Raw genomic sequence first — 25,149 nt, 5'->3', positions numbered from 1 at the left:
TTCAAAACCTAACGGTTTTGTCTTTGCACGAGCAAAGAAAAGTATGCTCGAGCGCCGATGAAATCGGCGGTCGAAACCAGATATGTAACCTAAATTAAATTACCAACCACTAAGAGGCAAATAACATGGGCAAAAGTGTAGCTATCCTCGGCGCTCAATGGGGCGACGAAGGAAAAGGCAAAATCGTCGATCTCTTAACCGATCGTGTTAAATATGTGGTTCGCTACCAAGGCGGACATAACGCAGGGCATACCCTCATTATCAACGGCGAAAAAACCGTTCTTCGCCTGATTCCAAGCGGTATCCTACGGGATAATGTAACCTGCTTAATCGGCAATGGCGTAGTGCTTTCACCAGAAGCCTTGCTCAAAGAAATGGGCGAACTAGAGGCCCGGGGCATTGATGTACGCAGTCGCCTGAAAATTTCAGAGGCCTGCCCACTCATTCTTCCTTACCATGTGGCCATGGATCACGCTCGTGAAGCGGCCTTGGGTGACAAGAAAATCGGCACTACCGGCCGTGGTATTGGGCCGGCCTATGAAGATAAGGTGGCTCGCCGTGGCTTGCGGGTCAGCGATCTTTTCAATAAAGAGGCCTTTGCTGAAAAGCTCAAGAAGATCCTAGAATACTACAACTTCCAATTGGTTCACTACTACGAGGTTGAGCCGGTGGACTTCCAAAAAACCTTGGATGACGTCTTTGCTGTGGCTGATGTGATCAAGGGCATGGTGGCCGACATTACTACCCTCTTACACGAAGCCCGCAAAAATGGCGACAATATCCTCTTTGAAGGCGCCCAAGGCACCATGTTGGATATTGACCATGGGACTTACCCATTCGTAACCAGCTCCAACACCACCGCAGGTGGCGTGGCAACGGGTTCAGGCTTCGGCCCTCGCAACCTTGACTATGTGCTAGGCATTATCAAGGCCTACTGCACCCGTGTGGGTTCTGGCCCTTTCACCACCGAACTCTTTGACGAAGTCGGGGCTGAAATTGCCCGTAAGGGGAACGAATTTGGGGCAGTAACAGGCCGTCCACGCCGTTGTGGCTGGTTTGATGCTGTAGCCGTTCGCCGTGCCGTGCAAATCAACTCCATTTCAGGCTTCTGTATGACCAAATTAGACGTGCTAGATGGCTTTGATGAGCTCAAGATCTGTGTGGCCTATAAGATGCCAGACGGCCGTGTGGTGGAATACGCCCCAATGGCAGCAGCCGACTGGGAAGGGGTAGAGCCAATCTACGAAACCCTGCCAGGCTGGAGCGAAAACACTTTCCGTGTCACCAAGCGTGAAGACCTACCACAAGCCGCCCTTGACTATATCAAGCGGATTGAGGAAGTGGTTGGCGTGCCAGTGGATATTCTTTCCACAGGCCCAGATCGGGTGGAAACCATGATCCTGCGTGATCCGTTTGCTGCATAAAGTAAGTACAAGCGGGCTGATTGTTGCAAAAACTTGCATATTTCAGCCCCCTTGTTCTAGGGATAAAAAAACCGCACATTGTGCGGTTTTTGTTTGGGGCTTATTCAGCCCTTGGTAGGTTTTCCGGCAGGAGCGGGGTTGGCTCTTGCGGCTGCATATTGACCTCTTTAAGGTTGCGTTCACGGATAAGGTCGATAAGTTCCTCATCGTGCAACTGCTCGGCCATGTGTAGGGCCATAATTCTGTCTTGGGCGGTACATTGTTTGTGGTTGATAACCTGAACAAAATACGGCTTGGCCTTGGCAAAGAGGCCCTCACGGGTGTAGATGTAACCTAGGGCACGGGCGTAATCATCGCTGTATTCTTCGATGGCCTTGCTCGCACGTTTATCTAACACCTTAATGAGCTTGCTGTCTTCGGGCACTTGGAGACGGGTCAGTTGAGCGAAGAGTGGGGCCAGTTGCTCGTCTTCAAATTTCTTCACGGTTTCAAGGGCCAGTTCAGCGGCAGATTCGTGGTCATCGCTGTCAATTAAGCGGGTGACCAGGGCTACACGAGTGTAAACCGATTTACGGCGGCGACTTGGTTGTTGCTCCCACCAGTTGAGCAGGCCTTCTTGGCCTTCTTCGTGGAGGATCTCATCCAGTAAACCATCATCGACAAAGTGTTCTAGTGCCTCAAATTCCTGGGCAGAGAGGAAACTGCGTTGGCCGACATCGTCCAGCAATTTGTCCAGCGCCTTGTAGGCCTTGGAATCTTGGTAGATTTGGATGGCTAGGCGGTTGGCATCTTCGTTGTTTGGGGCTAGCTCAAGCAGGCTATCTACCGCACTGCGGGCAGCAGGCAGTTTGCCCTGTTGCATAAGAATGCGGGTGCGGGCGATTTCTAGGGCGATATTGTCCTTACCAGCCAGTTTGGAGGCCTCAATCAGGTATTTATTGGCGGTCAGATCATCGCCATTTTGCTGGGCAGCTTCGGCAGCCTTGATCAGGTTGAGAATCGGCTCGTCAGCATGTTTGGCGTTTTTACCAATCAGTTTTTCTGCCTTGGCATAGTTGCCCTCGCTCATCTTCATTAAGCCCTCAAGGGTTTGCTGTTGGGCTTTTTTACGTTTGCGGTTGCCGAACCAGTTATAGGCGCCACGGCTAAGGCTAAAGAGCTTTCTAAGCAGGGTTTCTAGGCCATAGATTAGGGCTAGGGTAACCACAAAGAAAACCACCAACATGACCAGGCTCATTTCAATTACCTTGGCATCGGTTTCAATTCTCACATAGCCCTGGTGGCCTGCGATATAAGGCCCTGCGACCAGTCCTGCAAGGAGGACAAGCATTAAAAATAGTACTCTAAACATACAATCTCCTATTGGGCAGGGGTGGCTTGTGGTTGAGCTTCCGCTTCAGGCAGGGCTGGCGTCTGGCCTTGTGGCTCTGCTGCTGGCTCAAGGGCTTTTTCAGCCTCCATCTCAATTTTTTCTACCTTTGGCGATTGCTTGTTGAGCAGCTGATCCAAGGCGTTCAAGCTCTGGAGCTGCTTAGGCGCATCAATGTAGATGGACTGCTCATTAAGGGTATCTAAATCTTTTAAGAAGGATTTTACATTCTCGTTTTGCAGATCGAAGTAGCTGCGCACCCAGGTGCCCACGGCATCAAGGGATTGCTTATAAAGCTCATTTTGTTGGCGTGGAATGGCTAAAATCGCAATTTGCAAACGCAGACGGATGTTTTCACGTAGGTAGATTTCCTGATGCGGGGCCACAAAGGCTTTTTCTGTGGTCGCACCCTTGTCGCTAACACGGATAAAGTGGTTGAGGAAAGAATTGGCACTCTTCTCCAAGTTTTCCGCATAATCAGCGATGGAATCAGACACTTCACCCGTGCTTAAGCCTTCTTCTTGGTTGTCGTTATCCAAGAGCGGCATATCATCGAGGCGGTTGGCCAGCTGAGTCAGGCGGAGCATGAGGGCGTTTTGATCGACCTCGTTAATGGAAGACAGTTGGTTAAGGTCTGCCTTAATGGCTTCACGCACGGCCAGTACGCCTGAATCAGACACCTGGGCCAACACCTTATCAGCCTCAATCAAGAGGTTTTTGGTGGTGTCCATGTCGTTATCCAAGACCATTTTGCGGATGGCATTGTTGAGTAGGAAGTCGGCATCAGATAAGAGGAAGGTGGAGGTATCGGCTTTTGGCATATTGCCTAATTGCTGAATTTGCTGCTGGAGGCTGTTGATCTGTTGGGTGTAAACGGCCTGTTCACGCTCAAGCTGGCTGATACGTTGTTGAGCCTGTTGGTAATTGCTGCTAAGTGTGGCGATCTGCACCTTTTCTGCATCGAAATTCGGCAGTTCAATCTGCATTTGCTCTGGCTGGGCTTCCTTGAGTTTATTGACTGCGCCTGCAAGCTGCTGCTGGACATTAGCTTCTAGGCTGGCCAGTTTTTGGCTGCCAAAGTAGTAGCCTGCGCCACCCAAGCCTAGGGCCACTAACAGGGCAAGTAGGGCAAGGCCTGTGCCGCCCGATTTTTTGGCTTCTGGTGCCGGGGTATTTTCGGTATTTTCCATTAAGGGCTCCTCTTTAAGTTCTTCTTGGGTTCCTTCTTCAGGTTCATTTGTTAATTCTGGCTCAGAATGAACCGCTTGTTCTGCTTCCACTGTCGCTTCTGTTTGTTCTACAGGCACTTCAGTTACTTCTAGGTCTTCAACCTCTCTCTTTTGCTTTGACATAAGTCCACCTTAGTTAATTAACGTCCCACATTCTGAATGAGTCTGTCAAACAGACTTTGGTTGTCTGCTTTTTCAGAAAGTATAATATTGCCAGCCTGCCAACCCAGGCCTTGAGCCTGCTCTGCCAAGCGTGGCCCCACCACTAAGAGGCGGCAGGCGGTTAGCCAAGCCCGATCTTCTGCCAGGGTTTGATCATAGAGGGCCTGTAAGATCTCGCCACTGGTCACCACGATGGTATCAATCCCTGCCCGCTTGCAGAGGCTAATTTGATCTGCCAAATTATCCGCCACAGGTTGGCGTTGGTAGCATTCCAAATAGGCAATCTTTGCCCCCCTTCGGCTGGCTTCCTCAGGAAAAAGTTCCCGGCCTGTTTCGGCTCGTAAAATAAGCACGGTTTTATCGGTCAAGTCCTGCATTTGGGGCAAATTGAGCAGGCCTTCGCTGTTTTCCGATTCAATCGGGTAGGCCACTTGCTGTTCGCTTTGGGCAGCGAAATGCTGGGCTGTCTGTCTGCCCACCGCAAAATAGTTTAAATCTTCCCGCCAGTGAAAACCCGTTTGTTTGAGGGTATCTGTGGCGAAATCTACCGCATGCTTGGACACCGCAAAAACATAGTCACCTGCCTTAAGTTGATTAAGGGCTGCATGGAGCTGAGGCAGTTCCCGGCCAGCTTCAATGCTAACAAGCGGTTGGTGGAGGGCAAAAATTTGCACCTTGTTGAGCATATCCACCAAGGCCTGGCCGCTGGGCTGGGGGCGGGTAATCAGTACGTTCATCCTAGCCTGCCTGATAGACCTGGGCCAAAATCTTGTCTGCCCCCTGGGCCAAGAGGGATTTAGCCACTTGCTGGCCCAACTGCTGGGCTTCTTCCAGCTTGGCCCTGCCAGAGGCCCGGATAATCTCCGTTCCATCTAAGGAGCCAACCAGGGCATTGAGGCTGATTTCATCGCCCTCAAGGGTGGCAAAGCCCCCAATCGGCACCTGGCAGCCACCCTGTAGGCGGGTGTTCATGGCCCGTTCAGCCTCCACACAGTAGCGGGTTGGCTGGTGGTTGAGCACACTGATATAGCGGAGCACCCGCTCATCATCAACCCGGGTTTCAATCCCCACCGCCCCTTGGCCACAGGCGGGCAGGGAATCTTCTACAGAAATAAAGGCACGGATGCGTTCAGCCATGCCCAAGCGAATAAGGCCCGCAGAAGCTAAAATAATGGCATCGTATTCTCCGCTATCGAGCTTGGATAAACGTGTGCCCACATTGCCCCGCAGGGATTTGACCGTCAAATGTGGATACTTGGCCATGAGCTGGCACTGGCGACGCAGGCTGGATGTCCCCACCACCGCCCCGGCTGGCAGATCTGCCAGGCTGGCAAAGTGGTTGGAAACAAAGGCATCACGGGGGTCTTCCCGCTCACAAATTACGGCCAAGCCCAGACCTTCTGGGAAGCTCATAGGCACATCTTTCATGGAATGAACGGCCAAATCGGCTCGGTTTTCCAGCAGGGCCAGTTCTAATTCCTTAACAAAAAGCCCCTTGCCGCCAATCTTGGCCAGCGGGGTGTCTAAAATAATATCGCCCTTGGTCACCATGGTGACCAGTTCCACAGTCAGCTCTGGGAAGCGTTCTTCTAAGGCCTCTTTGACAAAATTTGCCTGCCACAGGGCCAGTGGGCTTTGGCGGGTAGCAATGCGTAGGGTATCTTTCATTCTTCTTCTAATTCTCTAAAAATTTGGTGCTAATAGTAACACCATTTTGCCCATCTTCCAAAAGTTGGGCTTGTAAATTTCCGCAAAAAACAGACCGCTTGTTTGAAAATGTGAACTAGGTCAAAGTATTGAAAGGGTTTATAATCTCTGAACTGATAGCACCAGCCTCCGGGCTGGTGCTGAAAACTATGTAGATAAGGCACAAGCGAGGATGCTTGTGCCATCATGCTATCGCTAAGGACACCCCATGCCCCACATCCCCTTTCTCAACCGCTACCAAGAATTGATCGCCATTCCAAGCATTTCCAGCCTCAGGGCCGAGTATGATCAATCCAACAAGCCCCTGATTGACCTTTTAGCCAACTGGCTGGCTGATCTGGGCTTTCGTACCGAGGTGCTTCCCTTGGAAGGCTCCCGCAACAAATACAATCTCCTGGCCACCTATGGCGAGGGGGAGGGCGGTTTGCTCCTGGCCGGGCATACCGACACCGTGCCCTTTGATGAGGGCCGCTGGACTTTCGACCCCTTCAAGCTAACCGAAAAAGGCGGCAAGCTCTATGGTTTAGGCACGGCCGATATGAAGGGATTTTTTGCCTTTGTGGTGGATGTGGTCAGCCAGCTGGATTTAAGCAAATTAACCAAGCCCCTGCGGATCCTGGCCACGGCCGATGAGGAAACCACCATGCTGGGGGCCAGGACCTTTAGTGCTACCAGCCATATTCGCCCCGCTTGTGCCATCATTGGCGAGCCGACTTCTCTTAAACCTATCCGTGCCCACAAGGGCCACTTGGGTGAGGCGGTGCGGATCACAGGCAGAACAGGCCATTCCAGCGATCCAGATCGTGGGGTCAATGCCATTGAGCTTATGCACGAGGCCATCGGCCATCTGTCCCAGCTCAAGCAGGATTTACGAGCCAAGTACCACAACCCCCTCTTTCAAATCCCCCACCCAACCATGAATTTTGGCAGTATCCATGGGGGCGATGCAGTCAATCGTATCTGTGCCTGCTGCGAACTGCAACTAGACATCCGCCCTCTGCCCGGCCTGGCCCTGCAAGATTTGTGGGGCATGCTAGATGAGAGCCTCAAGCCCCTCTTAGACAAGTGGGGCGATCTGATTGACATCCGCCACCTGCACGCGGGTATTCCAGGCTATGAGTGCGAACATTCGGCCCAGATCGTCCAGGTAGTTGAAAAGCTCTTGGGCGAAAAGTGTGAAGCTGTTAATTACTGTACCGAGGCCCCCTTTATCCAAACCCTCTGTCCAACCCTGGTGCTGGGGCCGGGGTCTATTGAGCAGGCCCACCAGCCAGATGAATACTTGGATATGAATTTCATCGCCCCAACCCAGGCCTTATTGCGGGAACTGATCCAGCATTTTTGCCTGACCTAGCGATTTTTGCTATCCAAAACCCGAAAATTCCGCTAAAATTCGGCAATTTTTTATATCTAGGTAAAGAGTATGAGCGAAAAATACACAAACGAAAAATACGTGGTAACGTGGGATATGTTCCATATGCACGCCCGCAAATTAGCAGAGCGTTTACTGCCAGCCGGCCAGTGGAAGGGGATTATTGCAGTTAGCCGTGGGGGGCTTTTCCCAGCAGCAGTCCTTGCCCGTGAGCTTAGCATTCGCCATGTAGAAACCGTCTGCATTGCCAGCTACGACCACGACAGCCAGGGCGAACTCAAGGTGCTACATGCGGCTGAGACCGATGGCGAAGGCTTTATCGTGGTGGACGACCTAGTCGATACTGGCAACACAGCCAAGGAAATCCGCAGAATGTATCCAAAGGCCCGCTTTGTAACTGTTTTTGCTAAGCCACAGGGTGCGCCTTTAGTAGACGATTATGTGATCGACATCCCACAAGAAACCTGGATCGAGCAACCTTGGGACTTGGGCATCACCTTCGTACCACCGCTCTCAAAACAATAAGATTTGGTGTCAAGGCGAACTGCGGTTCGCCTTTTGTTTATGTGTATGAAATCAAACCAAGGATCAAAGATGAAGATCACTGTCTATTGCGGCGCCAGCCTGGGCAATCACCCCGCCCACCAAGAAGCAACAAAAGATCTAGCCAACTGGATTGTTTCTAACCAACACACGCTTGTTTATGGCGGCAGCCGAGCTGGCCTGATGGGCCTGATTGCCGATAGCGTGCTGGCCCAGGGCGGCAAGGCGATTGGCATAATGCCTAAATTTCTGCAAGAACGAGAACTTGCCCATCCTGCCTTAACGGAATTTGTTTTGGTGGACACCATGGCCCAGCGTAAGGCCAAAATGTTGGAACTGGCCGATGCCTGTATTGCCCTGCCGGGTGGGCCTGGCACCCTGGAAGAAATCACTGAAGTCTATTCCTGGGCCAGAATCGGGCAAAATTCTTCCCCTTGTATTTTCTTTAATAAACAAGGCTTCTATAACCCTGTAAGGCAAATGTACGCCTCTATGATGGAAGCCGGCTTCCTGACCCAGACCGATTTTGACAAGCTACTCTTTAGTGAAGATTTGGCCGAGATTGAGGCCTTTATTGCCTCCTACCAAGCTCCTCTCGTGAGAACCTACTGATTGTTTAGTGGCCGCTTAACAAGCGGTCAAATATTCCCAAAAACTTGCAAATGAAGATTAAGGAAGTTTATGCAACGCACCTACCCCTTCAAACTGGTCAATGTTTTTGCCCAAGAACACTTCGGCGGCAATCCCCTGGCGGTTTTCCCTGAGGCTCATGGGCTGACGGATGCTGAAATGCAGGCCATTGCCCGTCAATTTAACCTAAGTGAAACGGTTTTTGCTTTTGCCTCGCAAAATGCAGCTGCGGATTTACGCATTTTCACCCCTCATCTGGAACTGCCCTTGGCCGGCCACCCTACCTTGGGTTGTGCCTATGTATTGCAGCAGCTGAAAAACTTGCCTGCCCATTTCCAAGTTAATACCCGGGCCAAGCCAGTTGGCATCAGTGTACAAGATGGCTTAGTGCAAATGGCCATTCAGGGCTATGAAATCAGCCCAAGCCTAGCGACTGCCCAACAACTATCAGCCGTAACGGGTTTAGCCACCTGTGATTTTGCCTCCCAGGCCTATTGGCTTAACAGCGGGTCGCCCCAGTTGCTTTTACAGCTTTATGACAAGGCCAGCCTGAGCCGGCTCAAGATAGATGGCTCTAGGCTCTTTGAGCTTTGCGAACAGGATGAAGGGCGTTCGGTGATTTATCTTTGGGCAGAAGAAAATGATACCATCTATGCCCGCCTCTTTTCCTTTGAAAATGGCGTGCTGGTGGAGGACAGCGGCACAGGGTCTGCTTGCGCCAATTTGGGGGCTTATTTCTTGTCCTTGGGGCGGTTTCCCTTAGCTCGCACCATCCACCAGGGCGATGATATGGGCAGGCCCAACCGCCTTTCCCTTCAATTAGATGCCGAGCAGACCATCTACGTTGGCGGGCGGGTGATTGAAGTGGGGGAGGGTGTTTTTAAATTGCCTTAGGGCTAACAAGCGGTCTAATTTCCTCATTTTTTTGCAAAAAGCCTAAAAATGCCTGCTTTTGTGTATAAGCGATTTAATCCCAGCCCTAAGAGTGCTAGAATTGCGAGGTTTTTCCTCAAGCCAGGCTTGGGGATTTAAATAAACTCAAGACAGAAAAACAATGATCAAACTAAGCTTAGATAAAATTGCCCATATCCTTGATGCCAAACTGCTGGGCCAGCCTGATGTGGAAGTGAAAAATATCAGCACCGACACCCGCCAAGCGGTAGAAAAAGGCCTCTTTTTTGCACTTAAGGGTGAAAACTTTGATGCCCATAACTACCTAGTCCAAGCCGTCCAACAGGGTTGCGTGGCCGTGGTGGTTGAAAAGGAATGTGATATTGATGTGCCACAAGTGATCGTGGCCGACACCCGCCTAGCTCTGGGCAGGCTTGCCAAGTGGCTCAAGGCCGAACTCAATCCTAAAACCGTGGCCATGACAGGTTCCTCAGGCAAGACCACCGTCAAGGAAATGGTTGCAAAAATCCTGCAAAAAGTCACCGCTTGTGACGATGAAGTACTTTACACCTTCGGCAACCTCAACAACGATTTAGGCGTGCCGCTGACCCTACTTCGATTAACCCCAGAGCATAAGTTTGCCGTGGTCGAACTAGGGGCCAACCATATTGGTGAAATTGCTTATACTACCGCCTTGGCTCAACCTGATGCCTGCCTGGTCAATAATGTGGCCTCTGCCCACCTAGAAGGTTTCGGCTCACTGGCAGGCGTGGCTCAGGCCAAGGGGGAAATCTACCGAGGCTTAAAAGAGGGCGGCAAGGCCATTGTCAATCTGGCTCATTACTACCCGCAATGGCAGGCCGAGATTGGCAGCCACGAGCTACAATCCTTTAGCTACACAGGCTCTGATACCGATTCCTATGCCGACTACTGGGCTGAAAATGTGGAACTGACCCTCAACGGCTCCCGCTTTACCCTCCATTCTCCCCAGGGCGAAATTGACATCAACCTGCCTTATCTAGGCAAGCACAATGTTAGCAATGCCCTAGCGGCCACCAGCCTGGCTATGGCTGTGGGGGCAGACTTGCAGGCGGTTAAGGCAGGTTTAGAACAGCGTTCCCAGGTCAAGGGCCGGCTCTATCCCATTGAAATCAGCGACAAGCTCTTGCTGATTGATGACAGCTACAATGCCAATGTGGACTCGATGAAGTCTGCGGTGGATGTGCTCAAGGCCTATCCAGCCTACCGAATTCTTGCTGTGGGCGATATGGCTGAACTGGGCCAAGAAAGTGAGGCCTGCCACCAAGAAGTGGCGGACTATGTGGCCCAGGCTGGCTTGGATTTAGTGGTCTCTTTCGGCCGAGAAAGTACGGTGATAAGTGCTAATGCCCAACATCATTTTACCGATAAGGCTGCAATGGCTGACTTTTTGAAGAAAGTGATTTTGCAAAAAATCCAAGAAAATCAACCGCTTGTATTACTGGCCAAAGGATCCCGTAGTCAGAAGATGGAAGAGTTGATTGCTTTGCTTGAAAGTGCCTTAAAATAAAGTAGGATGGGCATCCTTGCCCACCATTTAAAGTATAATGTCGTAGCGGTGGGCAGGGATGCCCACCCTACTTACCCATAAAAAATCTTTTAGTTATAGAAGGATTAGACAATGCTCGTTTGGCTTGCTGAATATCTTGTTCAACTTAATACCGCATTTAACGTGGTTTCCTATATTACCTTCCGTTCCATTATGGCCCTGCTTACCGCCTTGGGCATCGGGCTTTGGATCGGGCCGAAAGTGATTAAACGCTTACAGCTGCTCAAATTTGGCCAAGAAGTCCGTAATGACGGGCCTGAAAGCCACTTTAGCAAACGAGGCACGCCAACCATGGGCGGAGTTATGATCCTCTTTGCCATTGGGGTCAGCACCCTCTTATGGGCCGATTTGCGTAATGCCTATGTTTGGTTTACTCTCTTTGTCCTCTTTGGTTACGGAGCCATCGGCTTTGTGGACGACTACCGCAAAATCACCCGCAAAAATACCGATGGCCTCATTGCTCGCTGGAAGTATTTTTGGCTATCCGTTATTGCCCTGATTGCCGTTTTTGGCATGTATGCTGTGGGCAAGGACACCGCTGCCACCCAGTTGGTTGTGCCTTTCTTTAAAGAATTTATGCCACAACTGGGCTTATTTTATATTATCTTGTCCTACTTCGTGATTGTCGGCACCTCTAATGCGGTCAATCTCACAGACGGCCTAGACGGCCTGGCTATTGTGCCGATTATTATGGTGGCAGCTGCCTTTGCCCTGATTGCCTGGGCTACGGGTAACGTCAATTTTGCCGAATATTTACACATTCCTTATGTGAAACTCAGTAGTGAGCTGGTGATTGTCTGTACCGCCATTGTGGGGGCAGGCCTAGGCTTCCTCTGGTTTAACACCTACCCAGCCCAAGTCTTTATGGGCGATGTGGGCTCACTTGCCCTAGGTGGGGCCCTGGGTGTGATTGCCGTTTTGGTTCGCCAAGAGTTACTTTTAGTGATTATGGGCGGGGTCTTTGTGGTCGAAGCTCTGTCTGTTATCTTGCAGGTGGGCTCCTATAAGATCCGCAAAAAACGCATCTTCCGCATGGCCCCAATCCACCACCATTTTGAACTCAAGGGCTGGCCAGAACCACGGGTTATTGTCCGTTTCTGGATTATTACCCTGATGTTGGTTTTGATTGGGTTAGTGACTTTGAAATTGCGTTAGGACATAATTATTTAATCACTTATTTTATGAGGTGCGTTTATAACGCACCTTGCCTGTTTTTAATCAAGAGCAGTCAATATGCGAATCCCAAGAATCTACCACCCCGAGCCACTGGCTCATCAATCCATAGTTTCCCTCAGCGAAGACGCCACCAACCATGTTGGCCGGGTGCTGCGTATGGTTGAGGGCAATGAAATTATCCTCTTTGACGGCTCAAACCATATTTTTAAGGCCCGCCTGCAAGCGGTTGGCAAAAAGCAAATTCTTGCAGAGATTTATGAGAGTGCCTTGGACGATCGGGAATCCAATTTGCCTATTCACCTGGGCCAGGTCATTTCCCGGGGGATAAGATGGAGTTTACCATTCAGAAGGCAGTGGAGCTGGGGGTGGGTGTGATTACTCCGCTTTGGTCGGAGCGTTGCGGGGTCAAGCTGGATACTGAACGTCAAGACAAAAAATTGCAGCAGTGGCAGAAAATCGCCATTGCCGCCTGTGAGCAGTGTGGTCGTAATGTGGTGCCTCAAATCCGCCCTATGATGAAGCTGGCCGATTGGTGTGCGGAGCAGGATGGCATGCTTAAGCTCAATCTGCATCCACGGGCCAAGTACAACATCCGTTCCCTGCCTGAAATGCCAGTTGCCGGTGTGCGACTCTTGATTGGCTCGGAAGGGGGCCTGTCACCTGAGGAAATTGCCATGACCGAGCAGCAGGGCTTTACTGAAGTCCTGCTGGGCAAGCGAGTGCTTCGCTCGGAAACCGCAGGTCTAGCCGCCATCACCGCCCTACAGGTCTGCTTTGGAGATTTATAATGTTAGAACTGAATAATTTACAGGGACAATTTTTGATTGCCACCCCAGATATGGACGATGATTATTTCGACCGTTCGGTCATTTATGTATGTGAGCATAACGACAACGGAGCCATGGGCCTGATGATCACCGCCCCAACCGATCTTTCTGTGCTGGAGCTCCTGGCTCGAATGGATTTTATGATGGCCAACCAGCGGGATTATAGCAAGGATCAGATCGTGCTAAGTGGTGGCCCTGTCAGCCAAGACAGGGGCTTTATCCTCCACACCAAAACTGGGCAGGACTTCCTCCACAGCTACCCCATTGCTGATGATGTTATGCTGACCACATCAGGCGATATTTTAGACACCTTCGGCCGAGAAACCGCCCCAGAAAAATTCCTGGTCTGCCTGGGTTGTTCCACCTGGAAGCCAGGCCAGCTTGAATATGAAATCGCCAAAAACTACTGGTTGGTTTCGCCTGCCAACCACAAAACCCTGTTCGATACAGGCTACCTAGATCGCTGGGTTGAAGCCAATGAGTTGTTCGGGATTGAGGGGATTTTGGCTCGGGCGGGACGAGCTTAACCAGCAAGCGGGGCAAAAAAACCAACATTTTGCAAGGAAATATGATGAGCCTTATTTCATATCAATCACTACTAAGCGAAATTAAACAAACCATCCAGCAAGCAAGGCTGACAGCAATGCTGGCCGTAAATGCTGAGATGATTTTGCTTTATTGGCAAACAGGGAAAATTATCGCCCAACGGCAAGATCAGGAAGGTTGGTCGGCTAAGGTGATTCCACGATTAGCCCAAGATCTGAAAAGTGAATTTAGTGATCTAAAAGGTTATTCAGAGCGAAATTTAGGCAGAATGCTTGCTTTTTATAAAGAATATCCTGATAAATCAATTTTGCCACAGGCTGTGGCAAAATTGCCGTGGAGCCATAACATTCTGCTAATGGAGAAAATAAAGGATAGAAAGACTCGTTTTTGGTATATGCAAAAGTGTATTGATAATGGCTGGAGTAGGGATATATTAGCTACACAGATCAAACATCAATTACATTTACGAGAAGGCAAGGCCGTCAGTAATTTTGCCCAAACCTTACCGCCTCTTGTTTCAGATTTGGCTCAACAAACCTTAAAAGACCCTTATATTTTCGATTTTGTCAGCCTTGATGAACCCTATCGTGAACGTGATGTTGAAAATCAGTTGGTAGCTTATGTCAGTAAATTTTTGTTGGAACTCGGCAAGGGATTTGCTTTTGTGGGGCAGCAATATCATCTTAAGGTCGCCAATAATGACTATTATATTGACCTGCTTTTTTACCATATTCGCTTGAAATGCTATGTCGTCATTGAGCTAAAAAATACCGCTTTTCAGCCAGAGTTTACGGGTAAACTTAATTACTATCTGTCTGCGGTAGATAGTTTGGTTAAAATGCCTGAGGATAACCCAACCATCGGTTTACTGCTTTGTAAGGAAAAAAATAATATTGATGTCGAATTTGCCTTACGCAATATCAACAGCCCAATCGGGGTAAGCGAATATTTATTGACCAAGCAATTACCTGATAATCTAAAGAGTAGCCTACCTACGATTGAAGAAATTGAAACACAATTACTGGATAACTTATGACCCAAACCATTCTCGCCTTTGACTTTGGCACCAGCAGTATCGGCTGTGCGGTCGGGCAAAGTATTACGGGCACGGCCCAGGGCCTGCCCGCCTTTAAGGCCCAAGACGGCATTCCCAATTGGGAGCAGATCGGAAAAACCATTGCTGAATGGAAGCCTGATCTCTTAGTCGTGGGCCTGCCGCTCAATATGGACGGCACGGAGCAGCCACTCACACAACGAGCCAAAAAGTTTGCCAACCGCCTCAATGGGCGGTTTAATCTGCCGGTGGAATTGCAAGATGAACGCCTGACCACCGTGGCCGCTCGAGCAGAAATCTTTGAACGGGGCGGCTACCGTGCCTTAAAAAAAGGCAAAGTCGATTCCATTTCGGCCTGTTTGATTTTAGAAAGTTGGTTTGAGAACCACTAATGCGTATAATGGGCCCTATGTTTAACGAGAAACCACCAACATGCAACTGATCCGCGGCTTTCATAATCTCTCAAATTTTCCCCTGCTTGCCCAGGGCTGTGTCCTTTCCATTGGCAATTTTGATGGCGTGCATATCGGCCACCAAAACATCCTGGCCCGCCTCTGCGACAAGGGCATGGAATTAGGCCTGCCGTCGGTAGTAATGCTCTTTGAACCCCAGCCTCGGGAGTTTTTTGCAAAAAAATCAGGAAATCTGACCGCTTGTAAGGTGCCTGCCCGCCTGATGCGGCTGCGGGACAAGCTCAAGGCACTCGAAGATGCTGGCGTGGACTTTGTGCTTTGTGTACGCTTTTCGGACACATTCGCTCAAATCAGTGCGGAAGAGTTTATCAGTGAGCTTTTAGTTAGGCAGCTCAAGGTGCGTTATTTGAGCGTAGGCGATGATTTCCGTTTTGGGGCCAAGCGGGCGGGTGATTACCACACCTTGCGTAATGCTGGCCTTAAATACCGCTTTGCGGTGGAGGAAAGCCACACCCATCATTTTGATGAAAACCGCATTAGCAGCACCCTGATTCGAGAGGCCCTGCAAAAGGACGATTTAGCCCTGGCCCAACGCCTTTTGGGCAAGCCCTATGCCATCGCAGGACGTGTCGCCCACGGCAACAAGCTGGGCCGCACCATCGGCTTCCCCACGGCCAACATTATGCTTAACCGCCTGGTTACACCTATTCAAGGGGTCTATGCCGTGCAGGTTAAAACCGCCCAAGGCGACTTCCAGGGCATCGCCAATGTAGGCAACCGCCCCACCATCAACGGCACAAAACCGCTTTTGGAAGTCCATATTTTCGACTTTAACCAGTCTATTTACGGCCAGAGTATTGAAGTGGCCTTCTTGCATAAGGTGCGGTCTGAAATCAAATTCGCCTCATTTGATGAATTGAAAGCCCAGATTGAGCGAGATGTACAGGCGGTAAAAGGCTTTTTTAACCAACAAGCGGGCTAAAAAGCAGCAAAATTTGCAAAATAGCCAAAGCAGGGTAAAATCCATTGCTTGGGGGAAATCTATGATCTTAACAGAAGAGAAAAAACAACATATTCTAGCCAGCCTTGCTAAGGACTATGTGCCTTTTAGCGATGTCTTTCACGAGATTTGTGCGGATACCGTTTCCGATATGATGATGAGTGGAGCCCTAAAAACAGAAGCAGGTAAGCAAGATAGGCTCTTATTACGAGATTTAGAAACTGCCTATTTTGAACTTGTGCCACAGCGTTATCGGGAAGTTTTGCCGGTGATTGAGCAAGTGCTAAGTTTGCAAAATAAATATCATCAATTACGTTTGCATAGTTAATGGTTAGAGAAGTTAAACCAAGCCCAGAGCTCGTTGAAGAACGGTTTGAAGATACCAAATTTGCTTTTGGATTGACGAGTGTAGTGAGCCCCAAAGCCATTATTTTTTCGGGTATTAGTGGCAGCGGTAAATCCACGCTTATTCGGGAATTTCATAAATTTGCCAAAAACTATTTTCCTATCCAGGCAGACGACTATCGCCGTGCTCACCCTAAAATCCATTCATTTATTGAAAGATATGGTAGGGAAGAAGCACATAAGAAAACTGGTAATTTCGCTCATCGGTTTGCAAGAGCTTTATTAGCCAAAGCAACTGAAGAAAAATTGAATGTTGTTTATGAGACTACGTTTAATAATATTGAAACAGCTAACGATTTATTGACTGTTTTAAAAGAGGCTGGTTATCAAATTATCGTAATTGCTTTACCTACCAATACAGAACTCAGTATAGAGCGAAATCAACAACGATTTATTGATAAATTAACCCTTGATGGAACCTTACCTCGAATTGTTGAAAAAGAGGTAATTATAAGAATGGCAGAAAATTATCAGGCCTGTATTCAACAGATTAAAGAAGATAGAGATATAAACTTGTTTGAGGTAAGCGACAGTAAAGTTGCCTTATCTATATTAAAAGAAGTAAATTAGAATATTTTACTTTTGGTTACTTTCTTTGGTGAAGCAAAGAAAGTAACCAAACGAATTTAAATTAACTGGAAACCAAAATGACTGATTACAAAAACACCCTTAACCTGCCTGAAACAGGTTTTCCTATGCGTGGCGATTTGGCCAAGCGTGAGCCAGCTATGCTGAAAAATTGGTATGAGAAGAAGCTCTACCAGCAAATCCGTGAGGCCTCCAAGGGCAAGAAAACCTTTATCTTGCACGATGGCCCTCCCTATGCCAACGGTAATCTCCACCTAGGCCACGCCGTAAATAAGATCCTCAAAGACATTATTATCAAGTCTAAAACTGCTTTAGGCTTCGATTCTCCTTATATCCCAGGTTGGGACTGCCACGGCCTGCCGATTGAGCTCAAGGTAGAAAGCCTGGTAGGTAAGCCGAACGAGAAAATTTCGGCCGCAGAATTCCGCCAAGCCTGCCGTGACTATGCCAAAGAGCAGGTTGAAGGCCAGAAGGCGGACTTTATCCGTATGGGGGTCTTGGGCGATTGGGATAATCCTTATCTCACAATGAACTTCAACACCGAAGCCAACATTATCCGCACTCTGGGCAAGGTGATTGAAAATGGCCACCTTTACAAGGGTTCAAAACCGGTTCATTGGTGCTTGGACTGCGGTTCTTCACTGGCCGAAGCCGAAGTGGAATATGAAGACAAGGTTTCGCCGTCTATTTATGTACGTTTCCCGGCGGTCAAGACGCAAGAAATCGAACAAAAATTCAATGCCGTGGGCAAGGGAAGCGGTCAGATTTCAGCGGTCATTTGGACTACAACCCCTTGGACCTTGCCGTCTAACCGTGCCATTTCTCTTAATGAAAACCTCGATTATCAACTCCTCCAATTTGGCGATGAGCGTTTAATCCTAGCCAAGGACTTAGTAGAAAGTGTCGCTCAGGCTGTAGGTGTGGAAAAGGTTGAAGTGTTAGGTGAAGCCACAGGTAAAGACCTGGAATTGCTCCGCTTTAACCATCCTTTCTACGATTTCTCCGTGCCTTTTATCACAGGCGATCACGTCACCACTGACGGCGGTACAGGATTGGTACACACCGCCCCAGACCACGGTCAGGATGACTATATCGTCTCCCGCAAGTTCGGCATTGAAATGGCGGGCTTAGTTGCCAACGATGGCAAATTCAAGTCCGACGTGCCTTTCTTCGCCGGCAAGGGCGTGTTTGAGTCTAATGATTTGGTTATCGAAAAACTCAAAGAAACAGGCACTTTACTCAAGCTTGCCCGCATTAAACACAGCTATCCACACTGCTGGCGACACAAGACCCCGATTATCTTCCGTGCCACCCCGCAATGGTTTATCGGAATGGAAACCCAGGGCTTACGCAAGCAAGCCCTGGGCGAAATCAAGTCAGTCCGCTGGATCCCAAGCTGGGGCGAAGCCCGTATTGACACAATGGTGGCCAACCGTCCAGACTGGTGTATTTCTCGCCAACGTACCTGGGGCGTGCCGATGACAATGTTCGTCCATAAGGAAACCGAAGAGCTCCACCCACGTACGCTCGAAATCCTAGAAGAAGTGGCCAAACGGGTGGAAAGCGCAGGCATTCAGGCCTGGTGGGATTTAGATCCGAAAGAGGTGTTAGGCGAAGCTGATGCAGAAATCTATCGCAAAGTGCCAGACACCTTAGACGTATGGTTCGATTCAGGATCGACCTTTGGTTCAGTGGTGGACGTTCGCCCAGAATTTCACGGCAACGAAGCCGATATGTATCTCGAAGGTTCAGACCAACACCGTGGCTGGTTTATGTCTTCCCTCATGCTTTCAACTGCGACAAAAGGCAAAGCCCCTTACAAACAAGTGCTGACCCATGGCTTCACCGTAGATGAAAAGGGCAGAAAAATGTCTAAATCCCTTGGTAATGTGATTGTACCAAGTGAGGTCTGGGACAAGAACGGGGCGGATATTCTCCGTCTTTGGGTGGCTTCAACCGACTATACTGGCGAAATTGCGGTTTCCCACAAGATCCTAAACAGTGCTGGCGATTCCTACCGCCGTATCCGTAACACCGCTCGGTTCTTATTAGCGAATTTAAACGGCTTTGATCCAAAACGGGATCAGGTGAAACCAGAAGAGATGATCTCCCTGGATCGCTGGGCGGTTAGCTGTGCCTTGGAAGCCCAAAAAGAGATCAAGGACGCCTACGATAACTACCAATTCCACACGGTAGTACAACGTCTAATGCGGTTCTGCTCAATTGAGATGGGTTCTTTCTACCTCGACATCATTAAAGACCGTCAATATACAACAAAAGCGGACAGCCTAGCCCGCCGTAGCTGTCAAACGGCCCTTTGGCATATTTCTGAAGCCCTGGTGCGTTGGATTGCTCCAATCCTTTCTTTCACGGCCGATGAAATTTGGGGCTACTTGCCACAAGTGGACGGCCGCCCAGAATTTGTCTTTACCGAGGAGTTCTACACAGGCTTATTCGGTTTGAATGAGGGTGAAAGCCTAGACGACAACTACTGGCAGCAGCTGCTTAAAGTGCGTGCGGAAGTAAACCGTGTGCTAGAACAGGCCCGTAACGACAAACTGATCGGGGCAGGTTTAGAAGCCAAGGTCACGGTTTATGCCAACGAGCAAATCCGTCCACTCTTGGAACAGCTTGGCAACGAACTCCGCTTTGTACTTATTACCTCTCAAGCCATTGTTAAGCCATTGAATGAGGCTGATGTGGCCGAGGGCGAATTAGCAGGCTTGGCGGTGAAAGTGGAACGAGCCGAGGGCGAGAAATGCCCACGCTGCTGGCATTATTCCACCAGCGTTGCTGATGAAAGCCTCTGCTCACGTTGTGAAGAGAATGTAAACGGCAGTGGCGAAGTACGTCAGTTTGCCTAAATCCAGACTTTCGCAGTTGATAACAAGCGGTCGGATACTTGCAAATTTTTGCAATTTTTCGCCCGCTTGTTAAATTGGAGAGCGAATATGCTTATTTTAAATAAAGTTGAACGAGCCAAACGCTATTTGGCCAACCTGTCCTATGTGCCACAGGCAGCGGATCAGGTGGCTTTTTTATCGGGTTCGTCAGCCTTTAAAAGCCAGATTTTAGACCTGATCAAGCAGGCCCAACACCGTATCTACCTGACCGCCCTCTATTTTGAAAAAGACGAAGCCGGGCAGGAGATTTTAGAGGCCTTGTACCAGGCCAAGCAGGCCAAGCCTGAGCTAGACATCAAGATTCTGGTGGATTGGCACCGTGCCCAGCGGGGGCGGATTGGCGAGGCGGCCAGCGGATCCAATGCGGATTTCTACACCCAAATGCGGGAAAAATATGCCCTGCCAGAAGATCAGGAAATCCAATGCTGGGGAGTGCCTATTAACGGCCGAGAGGTCTTTGGCGTCCTGCACCTCAAGGGCTTTGTTTTTGATGACACCCTGCTTTACAGTGGGGCCAGCATCAACAATGTTTATTTGCAACAGTTTGAGCGCTACCGCTACGACCGCTACCATACTATCACCAATAAAAAGCTGGCCGATGCGGTAGTGGACTTCACTCAAAACCATATTCTGCCCAATGTGGCGGTCAATCGTTTAGACCAGGCCCAGCGGCCTAAAACGGCAGAGATCCGCCCTGACATCAGAGCCTTTCGCCGTTACTTGAGCCAGCAGAATTATGCCTATCAAGGCGCAGAGCAGGCACAAGAGGGCATTAGCTTAGCCCTTTTGGCCGGCCTGGGGCGTAAGAACCCACTCAATAAAACCATTGAGGCGCTTTTCTATCAGGTGGAGCAAAAATTAACTATTTGTACCCCTTATTTTAACTTCCCACGCTCCCTGCGCAGCCGCCTCAAATGGCTCCTGGAGCGGGGCAAGCAGGTGGAAATTATTGTGGGCGACAAAACGGCCAACGACTTCTACACGCCGCCTCATGAGCGTTTTACTATGGCCTCGGCCCTGCCTTATTTGTATGAGAAGAACCTGCGAGCCTTTAGCAAGCGTTTCGATGCTTACTTGCAAAATGGCCAGCTGACCATTCGGCTTTGGAAGGACGGGGACAACAGCTACCACCTCAAGGGCGTCTGGATTGATAGCCGCTATCTCTTGCTCACAGGCAACAACCTCAACCCACGGGCTTGGGGGCTGGATGCGGAAAATGCTGTCTTGATTTCAGATCCTCAAGCCGAGCTGGCCGAAAAGGCTGCGGCAGAGTTGGCCCAAATCCGCACCCATACTACGGTACTCAGCCACTATAGCGACTTGGAACAGCAGCGGGACTACCCAGACAAGGTTCAGCAGCTACTCAAGCGTTTTGGGCGGGTTAAGCTGGATAAGATTGTGAAGATGTTGCTTTAATTTGCAAAATTTTACGCATTTTTCCCCGCTTGTTGGGTGCAGACTGTGTATAATTCGCTCTTTTTATCACGACTAGGAACCTATGGCCTTACTGATCACCCACAAATGCACCAACTGCGATATGTGCCTGCCCGAGTGCCCCAATGATGCCATTTCAGTGGGCGATGAGATCTATGTGATCGACCCCGTCCTCTGTACGGAATGTGTCGGCCACTATGACACGCCCACCTGCCGCAAGGTCTGCCCCATCAATAACTGCATCATCAACGATCCAGACCATGTGGAAACCGAGGAGCAGCTTTGGGAGCGTTTTGTGATGATCCACCACCCTGATAAAATTTAAGGAAGCCTATGACCCAAAAGAAACTGTCGCATCTTTCCGTCTTTGTTGTCCTCTTTATGGGCCTGGTGATTGCAGGCTGGTATTTCAGCGACAAACAGCAGCAATCTCTGACGGCTACCATTTCGGGCAACTACGATACGGTCATGAAATATGACAAGTACGGCCCCAATAAGAAGGCACCTGTGGATTACTACACCCTGGCCCTGTCTTGGTCGCCTGCTTTTTGCGATCTGCAAAAGCAACGTAATGACGGCAATGTGCCTAAGAACCAGCTCTATCAGTGTGGTGGTTTTCAAGAGTTTGGCTGGGTTATCCACGGCCTTTGGCCACAGAATGCCAAGGCACGTAGGATTTCTGAACATCCACGTTTTTGTAAGGGGGATTTAGCCGAACTGCCGGAAGCCACCATTGAGCAATACCTGCCTGAGTCGCCAAGTGCCACCCTCCTCCAGGGCCAATGGGAAAAGCACGGAGCCTGTGCCTTTGACACGGCAGATGAATATTTTGCTAAGCAAAAGGAGCTTTTCCTTGCCCTCAGCCTGCCTAAGTTTCAGCTGAATAAGTCAGAGCTTTTTAAGTGGATGCGCAACAACAACCCGCAACTCAATGGCGCCTATATGGGCGCTAGCAAGAGCGAACTTTTTATCTGCTACACCAAGGAATGGGAGCCGATGGATTGCCCAAGAAACCGCTACCAGTAAAAGAAAAACGCTTTGAAGATCATTTTCAAAGCGTTTTTTTATCTCTAGTAATAACCACCTAGACCCACACCTAGACCCGTACGGCCCCAGCCTCGATGGACACCGATAGAGGGATAAATACGAGGGTGGTAAACCGGGCGAGCCTGCTGCTTAGGCTGGCGGTCACTTTGGTTCAGCTCCCAATTTTCCTGCTTGTAGGCTGGGCGTTCGGTCACCGTATTGCCTGTGGCCACTCGGCGGTTGTAGTCTTCTACGGCCTTCATGTCCATAGGCACGCTGCTGGTTTGGGTGGGCGTGGCACAGGCTGTAAGGAGCAGGGCCGGGGCCAGAATAAGTAATAATTTTTTCATCTTAAATCCTTGGTTGTAAAAGGGCTTCACTTAGACTGCGGTGAGTGAATTTATATCCCGCATCCAGCAATTTTTGTGGCACGAGTGGTTGATTATCCAACAAGAGGTGGGCACGTTCGCCCAAAACCAGCTTGAGCATAAAGGCTGGCGCATGGCAAAAGGCCGGGCGTTTGAGCTGTTGGGCCAGGGTGCGGTTAAAATCAGCCTGAGTCAGTAGATTGGGGGCAACAAAATTAAAGGCACCTTGGCAGGCAGGGTTTTCCAGTAAAAAGAGCAGGGCCTTGACCTGATCGGCCAAGGAAATCCAGGCCCAATGTTGTTGGCCTGAACCCAGCCTACCCCCCAAGCCTAGGCGGTAGAGGGGCAGCATCCGTTTAAGTGCGCCACCTTTAGGGTGCATAACCATGCCTGTTCGCACCAAGCAAACTCGGGTTTGCTCGCTTTGGGCCTCAAGAGCCGCAGCCTCCCAGGCTTGGCAGAGTTGGGCGGCAAAGTTTTGGCTACAAGCGGTTGTTTCATCGCCTTTTTCTGCAAGGCTGCCGTAAATGCCTGTGGCCGAGCCTGAAATCAGGGTATGGGGCGGCTGGCTGCTCTGCTGGATTTTGGCAACCACTTGGCGGGTTAAATCCACACGGCTGGCAACCAGCTTGGCCTTTTGTTCCTGCGTCCAACGCTTATCAAAAATCGGCTCGCCTGCTAGGTTGATCACCGCATCAAAGCCATTGAAGTCAGGGAACCTTGCAAGATCTTGGCAATATTTGACCCCTTGTTTATCGGCCCTGGGCTTGCGGGTTAAGAGGGTGAGCTGGTGGCCTTGGGCCAAGAGTGCTTCCACCAAGGCTTGGCCGATAAAGCCCGTGCCGCCTGTGATAAATATCTGCATTAGAAAGAGTTCTCAAAAAGTTCGGTAATGGCCCGCAACAAGTCCTGGATGGCGGTTTGGCGGGTGGGCGTGATGAAAATGGTGTCATCGCCTGCAATGGTGCCCAAAATGCCCTCGGCCTTGCCCATGGAGTCTAACATACGAGCAATAAGCTGGGCGGCACCTGGGCTGGTTTTGACCACGATGATCATCTCATTATGATCAATGTCTAGCACCAGGTTTTTTAAGGGGCTGGAGCTGGTTGGAATGCCTTGCTCGGGCGGCAGGTGGTAAACCATTTCCATCTTGGTATTACGGGTTCTAACGGCCCCAAATTTGGTCAGCATACGGGAGACCTTGGACTGGTTGATATTATCAAAGCCCAGCTCTTGCAGGGCTTGGACAATCTCACTTTGCGAGCCAAATTTTTCTTCTCTTAAGAGGGCCTTAAAGGCCTCAGACAGGCTTTCGGTTTTTTCCATATTTTTCTCTCTTATAAATAGTCAGAATTTTTGCCCGTTTATGCAAAAAAAGCAATGTAAACCGACTTTTTTTATTAAAAATTTGCGTTACCTCTCAAATTTGCATTTTGGTGTTTGAATTTTACTTGCCTTTTGCTTAGACTTGCTCTAGTTAATTTTGTACCTAAAGAGGAGTATTCCATGAAAGTAGCATTATTAGGCGCCGCAGGCGGCATCGGCCAAGCCCTCGCCCTATTATTAAAATTACAGTTGCCAGAAGGCACTAAATTGGCCTTATACGACATCGCTCCAGTGACTCCTGGTGTGGCGGTGGACATCAGCCATATCCCAACTGCTGTCAAAGCAGAAGGCTTTTCTGGTGAAGACCCAACTCCAGCCCTTGAGGGTGCGGACTTAGTCATCATCACCGCAGGCGTGGCCCGTAAGCCAGGTATGGATCGTTCAGACCTCTTTAACATCAACGCCGGTATCGTGCGTAACCTGGTGGAAAAAGCCGCTCAAGTTTGCCCGAAAGCCTGTATCGGTATCGTGACCAACCCAGTCAATACCACGGTTGCTATTGCCGCAGAAGTGCTCAAAAAGCCGGCGTGTACGACAAACGTAAATTATTCGGCGTGACCACCTTAGACGTTATCCGCTCTGAAACCTTCGTAGCCGAATTAAAAGGCAAGGATGTCAATAGCGTGACCGTGCCTGTGATCGGCGGCCACTCTGGCGTAACCATCCTCCCGCTTCTTTCCCAAGCCTATGCCGCAGAAGAACGCATTACCTTCAGCGATGAAGAAATTGCCTCACTGACCAAACGCATTCAAAATGCAGGTACAGAAGTGGTTGAAGCCAAGGCCGGCGGCGGATCAGCTACTCTCTCTATGGCCCAAGCCGCAGCCCGCTTTGCCCGTGCCATCTTAAAAGGCCTAACAGGTGAAGAAGTGGTTGAATACACCTACGTTGAAGGCCCAGGCGAATTCGCCCGCTTCTTCGCTCAACCTGTGCGTTTAGGCCGCAACGGTGTGGAAGAGGTCCTTTCCTTCGGCGAAATCAGCCAATTTGAAAAAGACGCAGTACAAGGCATGTTAGCTACCCTGCGTGCAGATATTGAATTGGGTGAGAAGTTTGTTCAATAATCTCTCATAACCAACAAGGCGGGCTGCGGCTCGCCTTGATTTTT

24 protein-coding genes and 2 pseudogenes are annotated in these 25,149 nt (G+C 49.8%); 19 read left to right on the top strand and 7 right to left on the bottom strand.

Features of this window, described 5'->3' with window-relative positions; translation table 11 throughout:
* The first annotated feature begins 125 nt into the window (after window positions 1-125).
* Window positions 126-1,424 (top strand): adenylosuccinate synthase, encoded by a 1,299-nt coding sequence (locus A4G20_09875; GenBank protein QIW16617.1) that lies wholly within the window; start codon window positions 126-128, stop codon window positions 1,422-1,424.
* Between the two features lie 100 nt (window positions 1,425-1,524).
* Here the strand turns inward: A4G20_09875 and A4G20_09870 are convergent, their stop codons facing one another.
* The 4 genes from A4G20_09870 to A4G20_09855 are packed head-to-tail and all read right to left on the bottom strand — an operon-like array spanning window position 1,525 to window position 5,852.
* Window positions 1,525-2,775: a heme biosynthesis protein HemY gene (locus A4G20_09870; GenBank protein ID QIW16616.1), complete on the bottom strand. Its 1,251-nt coding sequence runs from the start codon at window positions 2,773-2,775 to the stop codon at window positions 1,525-1,527.
* An 8-nt stretch (window positions 2,776-2,783) separates the two neighbouring features.
* Window positions 2,784-4,145, bottom strand: a complete 1,362-nt coding sequence (locus A4G20_09865; protein QIW16615.1) for a HemX protein — start codon at window positions 4,143-4,145, stop codon at window positions 2,784-2,786.
* 17 nt (window positions 4,146-4,162) lie between these two features.
* Window positions 4,163-4,921, bottom strand: coding sequence for a uroporphyrinogen-III synthase (locus A4G20_09860; GenBank protein QIW16614.1), 759 nt, complete (start codon window positions 4,919-4,921; stop codon window positions 4,163-4,165).
* Between the two features lies 1 nt (window position 4,922).
* Window positions 4,923-5,852, bottom strand: a complete 930-nt coding sequence (locus A4G20_09855; GenBank protein ID QIW16613.1) for a hydroxymethylbilane synthase — start codon at window positions 5,850-5,852, stop codon at window positions 4,923-4,925.
* 247 nt (window positions 5,853-6,099) lie between these two features.
* Between A4G20_09855 and A4G20_09850 the strand changes: the two genes are divergently transcribed.
* The 17 genes and pseudogenes from A4G20_09850 (at window position 6,100) to A4G20_09770 (ending at window position 22,287) form a co-directional block, all read left to right on the top strand.
* Entirely contained in the window at window positions 6,100-7,245 is a 1,146-nt protein-coding gene (locus tag A4G20_09850; protein ID QIW16612.1) for an acetylornithine deacetylase, read from the top strand.
* 69 nt (window positions 7,246-7,314) lie between these two features.
* Window positions 7,315-7,788 (top strand): xanthine phosphoribosyltransferase, encoded by a 474-nt coding sequence (locus tag A4G20_09845; protein QIW16611.1) that lies wholly within the window; start codon window positions 7,315-7,317, stop codon window positions 7,786-7,788.
* A gap of 69 nt (window positions 7,789-7,857) precedes the next feature.
* Window positions 7,858-8,418, top strand: coding sequence for a Rossman fold protein, TIGR00730 family (locus A4G20_09840; GenBank protein QIW16610.1), 561 nt, complete (start codon window positions 7,858-7,860; stop codon window positions 8,416-8,418).
* Window positions 8,419-8,487: 69 nt separating this feature from the next.
* Window positions 8,488-9,330 (top strand): phenazine biosynthesis protein PhzF, encoded by an 843-nt coding sequence (locus A4G20_09835; GenBank protein QIW16609.1) that lies wholly within the window; start codon window positions 8,488-8,490, stop codon window positions 9,328-9,330.
* A 160-nt stretch (window positions 9,331-9,490) separates the two neighbouring features.
* Window positions 9,491-10,876 (top strand): UDP-N-acetylmuramoyl-tripeptide--D-alanyl-D-alanine ligase, encoded by a 1,386-nt coding sequence (murF, locus tag A4G20_09830; GenBank protein QIW16608.1) that lies wholly within the window; start codon window positions 9,491-9,493, stop codon window positions 10,874-10,876.
* A gap of 111 nt (window positions 10,877-10,987) precedes the next feature.
* Window positions 10,988-12,070: a phospho-N-acetylmuramoyl-pentapeptide-transferase gene (locus A4G20_09825; GenBank protein QIW16607.1), complete on the top strand. Its 1,083-nt coding sequence runs from the start codon at window positions 10,988-10,990 to the stop codon at window positions 12,068-12,070.
* A 78-nt stretch (window positions 12,071-12,148) separates the two neighbouring features.
* Window positions 12,149-12,879: pseudogene (locus A4G20_09820) on the top strand (16S rRNA (uracil(1498)-N(3))-methyltransferase).
* Window positions 12,879-13,445 (top strand): hypothetical protein, encoded by a 567-nt coding sequence (locus A4G20_09815; protein ID QIW16606.1) that lies wholly within the window; start codon window positions 12,879-12,881, stop codon window positions 13,443-13,445. Before A4G20_09820 ends, A4G20_09815 begins: the two are co-directional and overlap by 1 nt.
* A 41-nt stretch (window positions 13,446-13,486) precedes the next feature.
* The gene (locus A4G20_09810) at window positions 13,487-14,500 is read left to right on the top strand and encodes a hypothetical protein (protein ID QIW16605.1); all 1,014 of its coding nucleotides are present in this window, start codon (window positions 13,487-13,489) and stop codon (window positions 14,498-14,500) included.
* On the top strand, window positions 14,497-14,910 hold the full coding sequence (locus tag A4G20_09805) for a Holliday junction DNA helicase RuvA (protein QIW16604.1): 414 nt from the start codon (window positions 14,497-14,499) through the stop codon (window positions 14,908-14,910). The genes A4G20_09810 and A4G20_09805 overlap by 4 nt, the downstream gene beginning before the upstream one ends.
* Window positions 14,911-14,950: 40 nt before the next feature.
* The gene (locus A4G20_09800; GenBank protein ID QIW16603.1) at window positions 14,951-15,913 is read left to right on the top strand and encodes a riboflavin biosynthesis protein RibF; all 963 of its coding nucleotides are present in this window, start codon (window positions 14,951-14,953) and stop codon (window positions 15,911-15,913) included.
* A 61-nt stretch (window positions 15,914-15,974) separates the two neighbouring features.
* Window positions 15,975-16,259 carry a hypothetical protein gene (locus A4G20_09795; protein QIW16895.1) on the top strand — a complete coding sequence of 95 codons (285 nt, stop codon included), beginning with the start codon at window positions 15,975-15,977 and terminating at the stop codon, window positions 16,257-16,259.
* On the top strand, window positions 16,259-16,906 hold the full coding sequence (locus A4G20_09790) for an antitoxin/toxin system zeta toxin, signal recognition particle GTPase (GenBank protein QIW16602.1): 648 nt from the start codon (window positions 16,259-16,261) through the stop codon (window positions 16,904-16,906). The genes A4G20_09795 and A4G20_09790 overlap by 1 nt, the downstream gene beginning before the upstream one ends.
* Window positions 16,907-16,983: 77 nt before the next feature.
* A complete protein-coding gene (locus A4G20_09785; GenBank protein ID QIW16601.1) occupies window positions 16,984-19,788 on the top strand; it encodes an isoleucine--tRNA ligase in 2,805 nt (934 codons plus the stop codon).
* A gap of 87 nt (window positions 19,789-19,875) precedes the next feature.
* Window positions 19,876-21,243: a phosphatidylserine synthase gene (pssA, locus tag A4G20_09780; protein QIW16600.1), complete on the top strand. Its 1,368-nt coding sequence runs from the start codon at window positions 19,876-19,878 to the stop codon at window positions 21,241-21,243.
* 82 nt (window positions 21,244-21,325) lie between these two features.
* Window positions 21,326-21,586 carry a ferredoxin gene (locus A4G20_09775; protein ID QIW16599.1) on the top strand — a complete coding sequence of 87 codons (261 nt, stop codon included), beginning with the start codon at window positions 21,326-21,328 and terminating at the stop codon, window positions 21,584-21,586.
* An 8-nt stretch (window positions 21,587-21,594) separates the two neighbouring features.
* On the top strand, window positions 21,595-22,287 hold the full coding sequence (locus A4G20_09770; protein QIW16598.1) for a ribonuclease T: 693 nt from the start codon (window positions 21,595-21,597) through the stop codon (window positions 22,285-22,287).
* Window positions 22,288-22,331: 44 nt separating this feature from the next.
* On the opposite strand, the gene A4G20_09765 is transcribed toward A4G20_09770, so the two are convergent.
* Genes A4G20_09765 through A4G20_09755 form a run of 3 tightly spaced genes read right to left on the bottom strand, consistent with a single transcriptional unit; the run spans window position 22,332 to window position 23,981 of the window.
* Complete coding sequence (locus A4G20_09765) at window positions 22,332-22,637, bottom strand: hypothetical protein (GenBank protein QIW16597.1); 306 nt, start codon at window positions 22,635-22,637, stop codon at window positions 22,332-22,334.
* A 1-nt stretch (window position 22,638) separates the two neighbouring features.
* A complete protein-coding gene (locus tag A4G20_09760; protein ID QIW16596.1) occupies window positions 22,639-23,520 on the bottom strand; it encodes a TIGR01777 family protein in 882 nt (293 codons plus the stop codon).
* Entirely contained in the window at window positions 23,520-23,981 is a 462-nt protein-coding gene (locus A4G20_09755) for an arginine repressor (GenBank protein QIW16595.1), read from the bottom strand. The genes A4G20_09760 and A4G20_09755 overlap by 1 nt, the downstream gene beginning before the upstream one ends.
* 180 nt (window positions 23,982-24,161) lie before the next feature.
* Between A4G20_09755 and A4G20_09750 the strand changes: the two are divergent.
* Window positions 24,162-25,105, top strand: a pseudogene (locus A4G20_09750) (malate dehydrogenase).
* Window positions 25,106-25,149 lie beyond the last annotated feature (44 nt).

This window comes from Pasteurellaceae bacterium RH1A, from assembly GCA_012221805.1.
In the GTDB taxonomy this organism is placed as follows: domain Bacteria; phylum Pseudomonadota; class Gammaproteobacteria; order Enterobacterales; family Pasteurellaceae; genus RH1A.
This window is presented reverse-complemented; position numbering and strand designations above follow the sequence as displayed.